Origin of the sequence: Lederbergia lenta NBRC 16444, from assembly GCF_001591545.1 — a bacterium.
Taxonomy (GTDB): domain Bacteria; phylum Bacillota; class Bacilli; order Bacillales; family Bacillaceae_C; genus Lederbergia; species Lederbergia lenta.
Genome location: NZ_BCVC01000005.1, coordinates 50,608 through 66,382, shown reverse-complemented (window position 1 = coordinate 66,382; position 15,775 = coordinate 50,608). Strand labels below are relative to the sequence as shown.

Annotated in this window: 13 protein-coding genes; 4 read left to right on the top strand and 9 right to left on the bottom strand. The window is 31.4% G+C overall.

Features of this window, described 5'->3' with window-relative positions:
* The first annotated feature begins 223 nt into the window (after positions 1-223).
* The 4 genes from BLE01S_RS15430 (at position 224) to BLE01S_RS15415 (ending at position 3,210) form a co-directional block, all read left to right on the top strand.
* A complete protein-coding gene (locus tag BLE01S_RS15430; protein ID WP_066144304.1) occupies positions 224-973 on the top strand; it encodes a conserved phage C-terminal domain-containing protein in 750 nt (249 codons plus the stop codon).
* On the top strand, positions 960-1,304 hold the full coding sequence (locus tag BLE01S_RS15425; RefSeq protein ID WP_066144302.1) for a replicative helicase loader/inhibitor: 345 nt from the start codon (positions 960-962) through the stop codon (positions 1,302-1,304). The genes BLE01S_RS15430 and BLE01S_RS15425 overlap by 14 nt, the downstream gene beginning before the upstream one ends.
* Positions 1,304-2,605 (top strand): replicative DNA helicase, encoded by a 1,302-nt coding sequence (gene dnaB / locus BLE01S_RS15420; protein WP_066144299.1) that lies wholly within the window; start codon positions 1,304-1,306, stop codon positions 2,603-2,605. The genes BLE01S_RS15425 and dnaB overlap by 1 nt, the downstream gene beginning before the upstream one ends.
* 263 nt (positions 2,606-2,868) lie before the next feature.
* On the top strand, positions 2,869-3,210 hold the full coding sequence (locus BLE01S_RS15415; protein WP_066144296.1) for a hypothetical protein: 342 nt from the start codon (positions 2,869-2,871) through the stop codon (positions 3,208-3,210).
* Between the two features lie 312 nt (positions 3,211-3,522).
* Here BLE01S_RS15415 and wecB read toward each other — a convergent pair whose 3' ends face one another.
* The 9 genes from wecB to BLE01S_RS15370 all read right to left on the bottom strand — a co-directional run bounded on the left by wecB (position 3,523) and on the right by BLE01S_RS15370 (position 15,767).
* Positions 3,523-4,614: a non-hydrolyzing UDP-N-acetylglucosamine 2-epimerase gene (gene wecB / locus BLE01S_RS15410; protein ID WP_066144293.1), complete on the bottom strand. Its 1,092-nt coding sequence runs from the start codon at positions 4,612-4,614 to the stop codon at positions 3,523-3,525.
* A gap of 231 nt (positions 4,615-4,845) precedes the next feature.
* Positions 4,846-6,123 (bottom strand): nucleotide sugar dehydrogenase, encoded by a 1,278-nt coding sequence (locus BLE01S_RS15405; protein WP_066144290.1) that lies wholly within the window; start codon positions 6,121-6,123, stop codon positions 4,846-4,848.
* A gap of 124 nt (positions 6,124-6,247) precedes the next feature.
* Positions 6,248-6,829 carry an acyltransferase gene (locus tag BLE01S_RS15400; protein WP_066144287.1) on the bottom strand — a complete coding sequence of 194 codons (582 nt, stop codon included), beginning with the start codon at positions 6,827-6,829 and terminating at the stop codon, positions 6,248-6,250.
* Between the two features lie 151 nt (positions 6,830-6,980).
* A complete protein-coding gene (locus BLE01S_RS15395) occupies positions 6,981-8,240 on the bottom strand; it encodes a lipopolysaccharide biosynthesis protein (RefSeq protein ID WP_066144285.1) in 1,260 nt (419 codons plus the stop codon).
* Between the two features lie 141 nt (positions 8,241-8,381).
* Complete coding sequence (locus BLE01S_RS15390) at positions 8,382-9,770, bottom strand: O-antigen polymerase (protein ID WP_066144282.1); 1,389 nt, start codon at positions 9,768-9,770, stop codon at positions 8,382-8,384.
* A 219-nt stretch (positions 9,771-9,989) separates the two neighbouring features.
* A complete protein-coding gene (locus BLE01S_RS15385; protein ID WP_066144279.1) occupies positions 9,990-11,141 on the bottom strand; it encodes a glycosyltransferase family protein in 1,152 nt (383 codons plus the stop codon).
* Between the two features lie 197 nt (positions 11,142-11,338).
* A complete protein-coding gene (locus tag BLE01S_RS15380; protein ID WP_066144276.1) occupies positions 11,339-12,469 on the bottom strand; it encodes a glycosyltransferase in 1,131 nt (376 codons plus the stop codon).
* Positions 12,470-12,636: 167 nt separating this feature from the next.
* Complete coding sequence (locus tag BLE01S_RS15375; protein WP_066144273.1) at positions 12,637-14,493, bottom strand: heparinase II/III domain-containing protein; 1,857 nt, start codon at positions 14,491-14,493, stop codon at positions 12,637-12,639.
* Positions 14,490-15,767 (bottom strand): glycosyltransferase family 4 protein, encoded by a 1,278-nt coding sequence (locus BLE01S_RS15370; RefSeq protein WP_231955857.1) that lies wholly within the window; start codon positions 15,765-15,767, stop codon positions 14,490-14,492. The genes BLE01S_RS15375 and BLE01S_RS15370 overlap by 4 nt, the downstream gene beginning before the upstream one ends.
* Positions 15,768-15,775 lie beyond the last annotated feature (8 nt).

Sequence of the window (15,775 nt, the reverse complement as noted above, 5' to 3'; positions counted from 1 at the left end):
ATGGATAGAATTTCTACTAAATCTATCAAACTAGCTAGGAGAAAATCATACGTTTTGACTTCCTATGAGATACTCATTGTGATCATTTTATCCAATTTTTATTGGCGTAGGTGTCCAAAATTCTCCTTTCTATATATATCAATAATAGAAGCGTTGACCGAAGCGAGAGACAACTCGTGCAGATTCGATTGCTTCAACATAAAAATTTGTAGGAGGAATGGACATGAGTAAATTATTAGTGAAGGAATATCCAGTTATGTTTCAACCATCTTTTGCACAGGAATTGGGAGTGAATGGAGCGATTTTATTGCAACAAATTCATTATTGGCTTCAAACTTGTTCGACGACGAAGGACGGAAGCAAATGGGTGTATAACACGTACAAGGATTGGCATGAACAGCTGCCGTTTTGGTCAGAGGCGACGATAAAGCGTGCCCTTAGGCTACTTGAAAAAGAGGGGTATATTTTTACCGCTAATTTTAATAAATTTCGGATGGATCAGACAAAATGGTACACGATTAATTATGCAAAAATAAATGAGTGGGAAAAAGCTGCTCTTATTGATCATGTCACCATTCAACCTGATCTATTAGACGATACAGACTGCCCTATTGAAGGGTGCAGATTGGACAAAGCAATACCAGAGATTACTACAGAGACTACAAAAGATATATATAATATCCCCTATTCTGAGGTAATCGAATACTTAAATAGCAAAACAAATGCAGCATACAAACCGAGTACTAAGAAAACGCAAAATTTAATCAAAGCCAGATGGAAAGAAGGATTTACACTGCCTGATTTTAAAAAGGTAATCGATATTAAAACAGCTGAATGGCAGCATGATGCTTATTGGAATAAATACTTACGGCCTGAGACATTGTTTGGAACAAAATTTGAATCCTATGTAAATCAACAGCCGAAGAAAAGACAATGGCGAGAGGAAGATTTTAATTTAAATGAAGAAGAGTGAGACGTTTACCCTACTTACTTTGATTGCTAATTATTACGACCAGTTTGAAATAGACCAAAAAAAAGTAGATACATGGCATAAAGCATTAAAACCTTTCATGTATAAGCAGCTTGAGGAAAACTTACTTGTACATGTAGCAGAATCCCCCTATCCACCAAGAATTGCTCGATTAGTACGTAAGCAGACAGCTACATCGCGTATGATTCCGAGCATCGAGGAGACAAGCAAATGTGCCCAACAAAACTCCAAGCCGGCACAGGAACAAGTTATTCAAAATGAGCTAAAGAAAATGCGCGCTATCTTAGGGATAAATCGGGGGGAAGAACTGTAATGGGACAACATCCCCTCTTCAATCAGGCAGCAGAGGAAGCACTCATTGGAACACTATTTTTAGAACCGAAACTAGTCGAGGAATGTACGATTACTTCCAAACAATTTTATATGAAAAGGTTACAAATTCTATTTACAGCCATCACTAAATTGAATGAGCAAGGAAAGCCACTTGATATCATTTCAATTGTAGAAGAAATAGGACCGGATCATCTCGAGGTTGTTGGGGGGATTAGCTATATCACAGAAATTTCCACTAGCGTCCCTTCTACGGTCAACTTCGATTACTACGAAGATATCGTAAAAAAGTATGCACAAAAACGCCAGATGTTAAAGGTGACTGGGAAAATCCAAAATGAAGTACAGAATGGAAATGTTCATACAACCTTAAGAGACGGCATTCAAGAATTGATCATGCTGGAAAATAGTTTGGTAGATGAGGAAGATGGTCATATTTCACCTAGTCTAGTCAGCCTCTATGATGATTGCGAAATAGACCTTGGTGAGATAACTGGGATTGGATCGGGATTTAAACAACTTGACTATTTGACTGGCGGCTTCCAAGACTCGGACTTCATTGTTGTCGGCGCAAGGCCAAGCGTGGGAAAAACAGCTTTTGCTATAAACCTAGCCTTACATGCCGCTGTGCAACATGTGGCTATCATGTTCTCTTTAGAAATGTCCAAGAAACAGCTATTGAAAAGGGCATTATGCAACACTGGAGGGATTAGTTCTGTAAAAATGCGCAATCCACGACGCAATTTTGCTGATGAAGATTGGCGGAAATTTACGAAGGCAATGGGCAGAATCTCAAAGACACAGCTCCATATTTTTGACAAAGGTGGCATGGATATAGTCTATATTTGGTCGCGGGTTAGGAAGCTACGCAGTCAATATGGAGAGGAGAAAAAAATGCTCGTAGTGATTGACTATTTACAATTAATCATGGGCGACCCCAAACACCGCGCAAATAGACAGGCAGAGATTAGTGAAATCAGCCGCATGCTTAAAATTATGGCTAGGGAGTTAAATGTCGTTGTCATGGCCCTCTCCCAACTAAGTCGCGGAGTCGAAAGTCGTCAAGACAAACACCCGATCTTATCCGATCTACGCGAAAGTGGCCAAATCGAGCAAGATGCAGATGTCATCGCCTTCCTTTACCGTGAAGACTATTACCAAAAAGAAACAGACGAGCAAAACATCGTCGAAGTCATCCTCGCCAAACAGCGAAATGGACCAATTGGTACAATTAAATTAGCTTTCGATAAAGAATATGGTAAGTTTGGAGAGGCAAAGGGATAGCAATCTGTACTAGAAACAAACTCAATTAATTCAGTGGAAACACTGTGAAATACCCGATACCCAGTAAAGTGAAATTGGTAGCAATAACGATCATACCACTTTATAAAAATATTTTGAAAATCACTAGAAAAGTCAAACTAAATAGAATAGTATATAAGTATGTAGGTAATTTGACACAACCTTAAGAAGTTGAATTTAATGGAACGGTGAAAAATAAGAAGTGAATGATCGTCTAACTCTCATGAATAAAACTAGGAGGAGATATGGATATGTATAATTCCAATGAAGTACCTGTTGATGGACACGCCTATTGGATAAAGCACAAAGAACTGGATATCGAAATCTTTTTCAATGTATATCAAACGTATACATGGGTCTCAGCGAGTTACTATTTTTGGGACGAAGAAAGCATTGTAGGGATAGGCACACATGACATAAAAGAAGCTGGTGTGAAGGCTTCACTAAAAAAGGCAACAAAAGTAGCGATTAATGAATTACTACAAGAGCTTGACGAGCAAGGGATCAGCGTTTGGCAGTCAAAGAATCCATGTACGGATCAGAAAGCAATGTTTGTATTTATTGCGCCGGAAAAGAAAAGGAATTAAGAATCGATTAAAAATTACTACAGTAAAATAGAAGTTAAGATGAACTTAATAAATGTTATTAAAGTTAATATAAAAAACGAATTTATCGTTAAAGGTCAACTTCGTTCATTTATTTTGTAAACTGTACAAGCTAGACAATTTTTAAAACATATTCAAACTTTAAGCGCTTTGGAACATTTAATCTTATGAACAGGCTTTTACTTGATTTAGAACAGTAAGTATCACTTCAATTTATTGTCTTATTACAAATTAGGAGAGCAGTTATTCTTCACTGCTCTCCTATCCCTTTGGAAAGAAATAACTCCCTAAATTTCAATGCTCGAGTATATCTGCTATCCTCTTACTGGCGTGTCCATCACCATATGGATTACTTGCACGGCTCATCTTTTCGTACTCCGATTTATCCTCAAGTAATAATTTAAAAGTTTGATAAATAACCTCTTCATCTGTACCAACTAACTTTAATGTACCTGCTGCAATACCTTCCGGTCGCTCTGTCGTATCACGCATTACCAAAACTGGCTTTCCTAAACTTGGAGCTTCCTCCTGAATACCACCGCTATCAGTTAAAATCATGTATGATCTTGATAGAAAATTGTGAAAGTCAATTACCTCTAAAGGCTCTATGATTCTAATTCGGTCACAGTCTCCTAGTATCTCGTTAGCCGCTTCTCTTACAACCGGATTCATATGAATTGGATAGATTGCTTTTATATCAGGATGTTCATCAATAATTCTTTTAATCGCCTTAAACATATTTCTCATAGGTGCACCTAGGTTTTCCCTTCTATGAGCCGTAATCATAATTAATCTACTACCTTCAACCCAATCTAGTTCTTCATGAAAATAGTCTTCTCTTACTGTAGTATTTAATGCATCAATAGCTGTATTCCCTGTAATATAAATTGAAGTTGCTTCTTTACCTTCTTTTATTAAATTATCTTTGGACATTTCAGTTGGAGAAAAATGATAATTAGCAACAATCCCAACGGCTTGACGATTAAATTCTTCTGGATAAGGCGAGTAAATATTATAAGTTCTTAATCCTGCCTCTACATGTCCTACAGGAATTTGTAAATAAAAACATGCTAAAGCCGTCACAAAAGTAGTGGAAGTATCTCCATGGACTAACACTACATCTGGTCTTACTTCTTCTAAAACAGCTTTCATTCTTTCCAAAATATTGATGGTCACATCAAACAATGTTTGTTTTGATTTCATAATAGATAGATCATAATTCGGTGTCACATTAAAGGCTTCGAGAACCTGATCTAACATCTCCCTGTGCTGACCAGTGACACATACAATAGTCTCTATTTTTTTTCGTGTTTTAAGTTCTTTAACTAAAGGACACATCTTAATTGCTTCAGGTCTTGTTCCAAAAACTACTAGTACCTTTTTCATTAGTTAACTCACATTCCTTTCGATGAAACAAAATAAAAGTAACTTTTATTTATATTAATCTTAACTTTTTAACAACTCAGAGATACTTTCCTATTATTTATACAATATCTTCTAATACTAGAGGACATTTGTATATCGAAAAATCGCTTTATACAAATGCCCTCTATTTTAGGATATATTTTTATAACGGCAAACTTTTATATTAAGAAAAAAACTAAACATCTTTTAAACCTATAAAAGGATTGCTTCCTTTTTAATTGCATTATATAAATTTCCATAATTTATATAATTAATATCTTTCGTTACTTGTTTAACTACATTTTTGGTATCAAATATTCGTTTATGCGCCATCATGTTCAACTCATTACTCTCAAAACTTTTAAATTGATTATGATCAGATAAAATAACAACTAAATCAGAATCCTTCACTGCTTCCTCTAAACAATCCTCTACCCAATCAAGTTTAACATGGGGGTCGTATGCTCTAACTTCAAATTGGTTTTGTTCTATTAAAATATTATATATTTCCATAGCCGGGCTCTCACGTATATCATCAACATTTCCTTTATAAGTTAGACCAAAAATAGTTATTATTTTCCCATCAACCTGTTTCATCAATTTATTAACGTTTTCTACTACATAGTAAGGCATTGAATTGTTTATCCCACGGGATAAATCCATTAATTGTGCAGTTTCCGGAGCTTTTGAAATAATGAAATAAGGATCAACTGCCAAACAATGTCCACCGACTCCAGGCCCCGGAGTATGTAAATTAACTCTCGGATGTTTATTAGCCATTTCAATAACATCTAATGTGTTAATATTTAACTCATTACATACCTTTGTCAGTTCATTCGCTAATGCAATATTAACATCGCGAAATGTGTTTTCCATTAACTTAGACATTTCAGCAGTTTTAGCATCAGTTTTTATTATTTCTCCTTTAACAAAAGTATTGTATACCATTGCACCAGCATCAGCACATGCGGATGTAATTCCACCAACAATACGATTATTATAAATTAACTCATGCATTATCTGACCTGGTAATACTCTTTCTGGGCAATGAACTAGATATATATCTTCCCCAATAACAAAACCCGCTTTCTCCAATAATGGTTTTACAACGTCGTCCATGCTCCGTGGTCCAATTGTTGATTCGACAATAATTACATTTCCTTTTTTTACATAGGGTAATACAGAATTTACCGCACTAATTACATGTGATAAATCACAAGATCTATATTCGTCATTCAAGTTTGGTGTAGGTACCGATATAATAAAAGCATCTGCTATTTCTGGATGTAAAGAAGCCTTGAATTTACCATTTTCAAGAACTTCCTCCAATGCCTCTTGCAGACCTGGTTCCTCAATATGAATCTTTCCATTATTTAATGAATCTACAGCATCTTCTTTAACATCGACTCCTATTACCTCTATATCATGTTTTGCAAACATTATGGAAGTGGGGAGTCCTATATAACCTAATCCAATAGTACAAACTTTCATTTTAATACCTCCAAATATATGATAGACAATGTAATTATTCTTCTTTTCTAAGTAATAGTCTTTTAACTAATACTTTCCGTCAGTTAACATCCTTCATTTTTCATTCAACCCAATTAGAATATAATCAATCATTATTATCATTAATAGTTTCTAAACTTTTTATTTTTTTTGCAGGAACGCCACCAACTACACAGTTTCCTTCAGGAAAACTACGTGTTACGACCGCCCCAGCACCTACTATTGTATTGTCACCCAAACATACGCCTGGTAATATAACAGCATTCATCCCAATCCAACAAGATTTTCCAATTTTTATCGGCTCGGGTTCATTGTGTTGATCCAGATTATTTATATCATGATTCTCTGTTATTAAACCAACGTTTGGTGCAATGTATGTCCCTTTACCAATAGTAATGTCACAATGCCATGATTGAAAGTAAACACCGTAATGCTGAAAATTGTTTAAATCATCAATGTCAAACTTAATATTTTTCCACTGACCTATCTCATTCCTAAATGACACCGGAAATGGGCATGTTCTATTATATCCAATAATTTTTTGCATAAATAAATTACGCCAACACCAATACCATCCTTTAATATTATTATCAAAATGTCTTCCTTTCAAGTACTTCTTATCATAAAATAAAGGAATTATTAATTTCGAAAAGGCAATATAAATTTTTTTGATGAACTTTTTTTTCATTATTACTTTCACCCCATCACTAGTAACGCGTTTATTCTTCTATATTGATAATCATGAGTTTAATTTCTTAAGAATTTACTTTATCTAGTTTAATAGATTCATGGATATCAATATTATTATACCAAGATTATAATTTTAAGTTTTAAAACTTTTAGCTCTTAGCATATCCTTTCTTCTTAAACGCATTTCTAATTAATATTAGAAATGCAAAAGCATAAATAAACGAATAAGAAATACTTATGATTGTTAAGAATTGAACAATGTCTAAACTTAGCATTTTGGAACTTATAAATGCTATTACAGACATAATAATAAATAAAAAATTTATGACTAATTCTAAGTTTTGCTTTTTAGAAATCATCATTCCTGGTGATAAAGCTGTTACTATAAAACGAATTGCAAACATTGGAGCTAATATTTTTACATAATCTCCAGATCTTTCCCATCCCAGTCCAAAAATAAATTTAAATATCGATGGAGCCAAAAAGAACATAAAGAACGCCATGGGTATTGCGATTATTAATAATATAAATGTTGTCTTTAAAAATGTTTTACTATAATGATCGGATTTATCATACTCTCTAGAAGCTTCTTGAAAAAAAACTTTTGAGATATTACCACTAATAACTGATAAAGGCAATCCTAAAATTTTATATGTCATATAATAATGACCAAGAGTAGCTAAACCGAATAAATTTTCTACAAACAAATTTATCGATGCGTATGAAAAGTTATTTGCAAATAATGCTGGAACCGAATACAACGGTTGTTTATAGTGTAACTTTGATACATAGATTACCCTATCCTTACTGGTAGTAATAATTTTTTTAAATTGATGCTTTAACGACTTTGCTTGTCTATTTAACCCCAATATTTCACCAATAATTTGTGAGAGTATTAATCCTATAGCTCCTGCTTTTATAAGTCCTAAGAGAACTAGAGTAATATCTTTAAATAAAGTTCTAATTACGTACACAGAAGTCATAAGTGAATATTCTCTTTTTCTATTATTATAGGACACTAAAATATTCCTTATACCAGTACTTAACAATAATATGAACATCGTAATAACAGTGGTTAAAGGGGATATACCTTCAATTTTATAAAAGATTACATACCCTAAACTGATTAAAATACTAGCTACTAAACTAATAAAAAAAGATAATTTAATTAGTGAAAAAACGTTATCTTCATTTCGCTCCGAAACAATGGCCATATCATATCTTCCACAGATAACACTACCAAACATAGTAATTCCTGTTAAAACAAGTGTATATACTCCTATTTCTTCTGTTGTATATAGTCTAGTCATTATCGGGGCTACAACTAACGAAATAATTTGAGCAATAATAGACCCTGAAATCAGAGTAGAAATAGCTCTTAAAAATGTATTATTAAATATAAGTTTCATTTATTAATTTCCTTTAATTAAATATTAATATTTATAAATTCTAAAATAACTAAAATATTACTTATACATACACTACATATCGGATAGAAATTTATTAGCTTTTAGACTATTATATTAGATACAAAAAAGCATTTTTAATAACTATTTATAATCAACCACATCAACTAAATTAAAATCAGTTTTGTTATTCCTTATATATCTTTTGTAAATTACTAATATAATTACTAATAACAAAAATATAAGGTGACTCTGTAATATGGGGGCGAGGTCGGCCGAAAAAACAATTTGATAAACTTGTGTTGCTAGGGTTACAGAGATCAAATCCCTCCCGCTATTTCTAGGTAAAGTTTTAATAATCTTATCTAAACAGCCCATTAAAAATCCCCAGGTACTCAGGGTAATAAATACTCCCAACATTCCTAATTGGATATAACCATATGAAATCACATCATTCGGAACTCCACCCATTAATCTCCAATTACTCCCATTAAAAAATTCTGACGTATTCTCATATGAAACCTCAAATCCTATACCAGGTAAAAGTCCTACTATATCATTAAACACATCTTTATAATATCTAAAATCATAAAAGCTGACTAATTCTCTAATATTTAAACCTAAACTCATAGGAAATGAAAATTGCCTAAGATATTGCAAATAATTGATTTCTGTGGTTACCCAAACCTGGGTTTGAAAAAAGATAAAAATATAATTAAAAATATCTAAGAGCGGAAAGCAAGCAATCCCCACAAAAATAATCTTAAGCCAAACTCTATTAAAAAATTTTTTCGCAATAAAATATAAAAATATAATTAAAAAGGTCATTAAAGGAGTTCGTCCTGCAAAAGATAAATATAATAAAACTGATAAAATAAATGAAATACTAAATAAAAATTTATCTGAGAATTTCTTTCTATTTAGGATTAAGTAAAAGTACATAATTGGTGCTATTGTAACAATACGGGCTATAATTTTACTTATCCCTGCTAAATAATTAAACTCAGCTACGGATACTTCAAACCCTCTAGTGGTTTCTGCTAATTTTAGGGCATTTCCAATACCACCTACAAAGATAAAGAATAAAATCAAAGCAGATCCGCCAATAATAAGAGTTGAATGAGCTCCAAAATTAATAATCTTTAATAAAGTATTATTAAAATTACGATTATTATTAATCTTTCCTCTTGAAACTCTATCTTTAACTATAGTTTTATATTTTTTTAAAAATACAATACTATATCCAAAGTTGAAACTTATAAAACCAATTACCACTATCAGGATTAAAAAAAGAAAGCTTTCTGAACCCTTAGTAAAAATAAACTGGATTAACTTGTCAAAACCATATCCGGTATTTGTTTTATAGGCATCTTCACAAAGTATAATGATTATAGGTATGAATACATAATAAACTAACATACTAAAGGTAAATCCAGCATATCCACCTACAAATCCTAATCTTTTATTTTTTTTATATAAATAGCGAATTACAATGCACCCAATTATTATATAAAGAAATAGTATTAAATACATGTATTTCCAACTCCAAATGTTATTAAAGGTCTTTTAAATCGATATGTTCTTGTTTATGTCTGACTTTTTATTTTGTCACCATCTGTTATTAAATTACCTTTTCGCATGTTTTTTAGGGAACTAATCTGAAGTAGAGAAAACGTTCGAAATTCACAGAGAATAAATTTGAAGCAATCAAACGGAATGTTTATTCGTAATAGCTATCTAGATTCTATCTAATTAAATTAAATCAATAAATTTCTGTGCTATATACTTTGGTTCAAATTCCTTACAAGGCATAAATTCTTTATTACTGGACATTATCTCTTTAATTTTATTAGATATACTATTAACATTATTCTCACACATATAATATCTGTTAAATGATTCTAGATACTCTTTCATTTCTTCCTTTTGATCTCCATCTAAGATCACTAGTATAGGTTTATTTGTTGCAGCATAATGATAAACTTTTCCTGGAATTTGAGTACCTCTACTATTTAGCATACAAACCAACAGATCTACTTTTTCTTCATAACTCGATACGTTCCCTCTAGGCTGGATATTTACATTATTAGTTTCTGTTAAAGTGATATCCGAATCCCCAATTATATCTAAGTGAATTTGTCCCCCTAATTCTAAACAACTATTATACAAAGGCATAATATTTCTAACTCTACTACTATAGGCTCCATAATAACCAATTACAAACTTCTTATTTTGTGATCTCGGGTAATACTTCTTTTCAAGATAAGGAACAGGGAGAAAATGCATTTTATTCGCAATGTTGGGAAATGTTTTTTTTTGCTTATTTAAAGTAAATGGTGAAACATAGACAATCTTATCAGCTTCATCTAATAAAGCTAACTCCTTTTTCGCAATAAACCAACTGGGATAAACCGATTTATTTGTGATGTCATAAGTCATAGGGTCCCCCCAATACTGTATCCATTTCCCATATTTTAAACCTTGGGCAATCAACCTTTGTATCGCAATATGTGAAGTCTTTGGATCAGAAACAGAAATAATAACATCATAATGATCATTCTTTAAAAGTGATATATTAACCCTTTTAGCAATTGAATAAGTATAATTATAAAGAGATAGTTTATGGTAAATTTTCCTCAGCATTCCAACTGATAGTTTTGCTATTCTCCCTTTTTTTCTTTTCGAAATAACTGAATCATAATTTGTATTAGCGCTAGTTCTTATAATATTGATTTTATCTAAAAAAGTGTAACCACTTGCCTTAACATGTGTATCACTTATTGGAATTGTTAAAAAATCAATATTATGTCCTAAGGAAATCAAACCTTTTGTTAAAGATAAGGTTCTGATCATCGATGAATTTAATCCTTCTATTGGTGATAATTTCACTATAAGAAATTTCATTTTTTCACCTTCCTAAATAATTATCTTCCAACTAAGATTATAAGAAATTTATAAAATTTCACTATTATGTCTCTATCCAAGTTTTAACTTTAAATATATCACCTATTATCAGATTCATTCAGTTCTAAAATAATATAACAGTACAATTATCCATACAAAATAAAGTTAAATCTTACAAGTGGGTGATTATTTATCATTTATGATTCAATTGCATTTATTAATTCTTTATTAAAATTCTCTAAAATCCATTTATTACTTAAATGCGACATATTATTCTTAATCCCTTTAATTTTTCTTTCATCATCTTTCAAACTATTAATAACTTCTACTAAATCTTTAATGTCATTGTATTGGATCGTTTCTCCAATATTATATTCCTCAACTAACTCCCCTAAGTATGTATCTTTTGCTACAATAATTGGAGTTTGCGTATAAATAGCTTCATATAATCTATTTGGAAGAGCTATTTGCACATTTTTCATACTTGCATTATACACTGAATAAATACAGTCTACTTTTTCATATAGTAATTTTATCTCTTTATCATATTCATATTCTCCGTATATTTGAACATATTCTTTTCCTCTTGCGTATTTTTTAACTCTTTCGTAATCTATTCCTTTTCCCGCAATAAATACTTCTACATCAGTGAGCTCAGCTGCATCAATAAGCATTTCTATTTGTTCAGCATACCTAACAATTCCAATAAACCCGATAGTTAGACGTTTATTTTCTTTACGTTTTAAATTTTTAAATATCGTAGGATCTGGAGTGTTAGGGATGAATAGAGTCTTTTTTGCTTCAATAAAGTTTTGATAATAATATTTATAAAAATATTCAGAAGTCACAATAAGCAATTTAATATTTTTGCATAGAAACTTTTCTATTTTATTAAGAATCTTTGATATTATTTTTCTAGAAATTATCTTTTGTTCATCAATCATTAATGAATGTATATCGCTTACCTCATACACTATTTCTACATTATTATTAAAAAAGCGTTTATAGATATAACCTATCAATAACATATCTGTTTTAGATATATACAAATACATTGGCTTTGCTCTTCGAATAAGTTTTAATGCATCTATCATAACTTTTATAGTTGTTCCCACGCGTTTCAAAGGATTACCTTCGTTGGCATTTCTTAGAATCACATTTTCTTTAATGGTAGGTAAAATATGATTTCTCCTATCAAAATTAATTCCTCGATCCCAATAAATTACTTCTAACTTGTAATTTTCTTTCAACGCATTAATCCTTTTAAGCATTCTAGGATTAGGTATATGGGGAAATAACAATAAAATCTTATCTTTGTTATTATTCATAAATTAACTCCTTAAAATAATATCTGTAATTGAGGAAAATATCTAAATACTAGAGTTTAAATAATATATTTGTATGTTTAACTAGCCTATTTCCCCTCAGTTATTAAAAGATATCTGCTCTTCAACAAACTTAATTATTTATATTCATACTTATATTTCGTTTATGTTTAGTCACTACTGAAAATCACATTAAATTCCATAATGCATTTCTTTTCCACTAAAAAACCTTTTATTGTTACACAATTAATCTCATCTTTTTTGAGATAATATATACTTCTAAATGCATTCTTATTCTCTATGACTCCACTGGTTTCAACACTACATATATATTGATCATTTTTATACAGTTTAAATCCCGAGTTATCTATCTTCACATCACAAGGCGTATGAAAATAAAATTCACAGTAATCTCCATCTCCAGTTATTTCATCATTGATCAAATAACCTTGATCAGTTCGTTTTATAAACCTCGTATGCTCATAACCATTTTTTGAAATCATGGTTCCTCTAAAACTTGAATTATCAATGATTACATTTTTACGTTTAGTCCAATCAGTTACCAAAAATGCACCATTTTTATTCATTTGCTCGATCTCTTGAAATTTCACAGTATTATGAGCAGCAGTGGAAGATAGCATTTTTCCTAATCTACTGGCATACGAGTAGGTGCCATTATCACAAAAAACATTTATTCCTTTATGCCATAAATCAAAATGAAGTTGGTCCATATGTGCTGGTCTTGAATTATAATTTTGCAAGCAAGTCATTAAAAAGCCCTCATCATGGCGAAGGGTATAAAATCCGGTGTCATCAAAAGCTGATGGTTTTCTTTCTACACTTTCCCGTGAAAGAACTTTCCCTTCTCCAAACCATAATAATTCTTCATCATACACTCCTGACTCATAAAGCCTTTTACCTTCAATCAATGCATATACTGTATTCAAAACTGGACGAAAATCCCGATAACTACATGAAGTTACGGGAAAAATAAGTGCACCATCATTTGAACCATAGTTTGGTACATCACCATTATCATTTTGAACTTGATATAATAAAAGCACACTATTTTTTATTCGCTCGATTTCAGTGACTTTTAGCTTGGTTTTCTCGCTTATTTTAAAAACACACTCAATAATCTGTAACGTAAATCTATGATAATTAAATGAGTATTGTGTAAAACCACCATCTGCTTGAAACTGATTTATTATTTCCTTATCAAGAAGTTTATATGCCTTTTTAACCCCTGGCATATCATCACAACACCAAGCCCCCACAATTAAACCACATATCTCAGAAAACGTATGATTATTTTTAATACACTTATGAGCATAGAAAAAGTTTGATAAAACCTTCTTATAACATAATTCTACTAGTCTAATAACATTATTTTTATCATCATCAGTTGTAATACCACATTTTTCAAATACAGTATAGGCTATAAGTGCATTTATCATCCGAAGGGTACATTCTTGTCCACACTTAAAATTCGCCCCATATGGGTATGGGTTGTTCTTCAACCAATTTTCGAGTTGACTAGAAAATGCATCATAATATTTTTTATCATCAGTTAATAAATATGCTCTAACAAAATAGTAAAAATGAGTTAATCGCGATGCTTCCCAAACAACTTTTATATCTCCTCGTTCATCATCAAAATCGGGTATTTGATACCACTTAATATCTTTTCTACTCTCCACACCTGTCATCGGATTTAAATGCCAATTAATCGGGGCTCCATAATCTAATTCAATTGAAGAAAAGCCACAAATAATACCGGCAATTGCTTTATCTGCGATTGAAACTATCTCCTCCTTTTTCTCTTCCGATAGTCCCCTTAGAAACTTTTTGATCTTTGTAACATCAAAATCGAATATATTAATTCTTTTGATATTCACATTCTTTTCAAAAACAATATCGGATAAAGGCATTAGTGACATCATTTTTATTTTTGTAGAGTATAACGCACGGTTGATTGTCCAGTTTATTCCATATTCAGTTAATAATGACTTTATTATTTTTTTCATGAAATTACATTCTCCATTACAGTAATCAGTTTTTTGGTTAACTTTTTGTAATCAAAATCTTCCGCACCAAGCTTTGCATTTTCACTCATCTGAATATACGATTCTTTTGGCATGTCATAAATTTGCATGATCGCTTTAGCTAGATCTTCCGGTTTATCGGTTTCTACTGAGATACCGCAATTATATTTTTTTAGTGGGCAATATCCCATAATAACTGTTGATATAATAGGCTTTCCAGATGCCATGTATTCAAACATCTTATTTGAGCTATTTCCTCTTGACCAATTATATTTTGATTGTGAATAATTTAATATATTAACTGACGATTTACTTAGGACATAGGGTATATATTGTTTATCAACATATCCTTTAAATTTCACATTTCTTAACCCTTCATCATGAACACGTTTTTTTAATATCTCTAATTGATTTCCGTCTCCATAGATTAAAAACTGAATATTATTATGCCCTTTCAATATCTTCGCTGCATCAAGAATATTTCCGACATTGTTAACTGGACGTATTGCTCCCGTATAAACGACCTTAAATTTGCTATTTATTAAGTCTTGGTCTTCTATAACTTGATTATTAATCTCCTGCTTAAAAGCTTGGATATCAACACCATTATTGATGTAATGACATTTTTTTAAATCAAGATCCCCACCTTTTTCTTTAGTCCACATTCGATCCTTTAAGTAGTCGGTATCGCCTTCTTTTAAAAAAATTAGGGCGTCTGCTTTCTTATAGATCCAATATTCTCCCTTAAGTAGTAGTTTTCCCAAAAAACTTTTTTCTTTGAGACTTCCACCCATAAAAAATACTTCTGGCCAAAAATCTCGTATCTCACATATACATGGGACCCCATACTTTTTTGCAATTTTTATCCCTGCGACCATCGCTAATGGATGTGGTGAAGAAGCAATAATCAAATCTGGCTTTCCTCTGTTTTTCGAGTATTTTTTTACAGTCTTAAATAGATTCTTATAATACTGAAGCATATTTAATACTCTTTTGATTCCTTTATTCGCTGAAGTCGGTGTATTTACAAATACAAAAGGTATTTCAGTTTCATTATTAAGTGTAAACAAACTTCCATCTTCAATTAAATTAATATCAGAAAAATGAAGGTAGGATGCAGAAAAAACTGTTACTTTATAACCACTATTTTTTAAATTTAATCCGAAGTTGAAGGGCCTAATAAACCCGTTCATAGTAGGAGGAGTAGCATAATGGTGGAAAATCCAAATATTTTTATTTATTAATTTTTCATTCATGATACCCA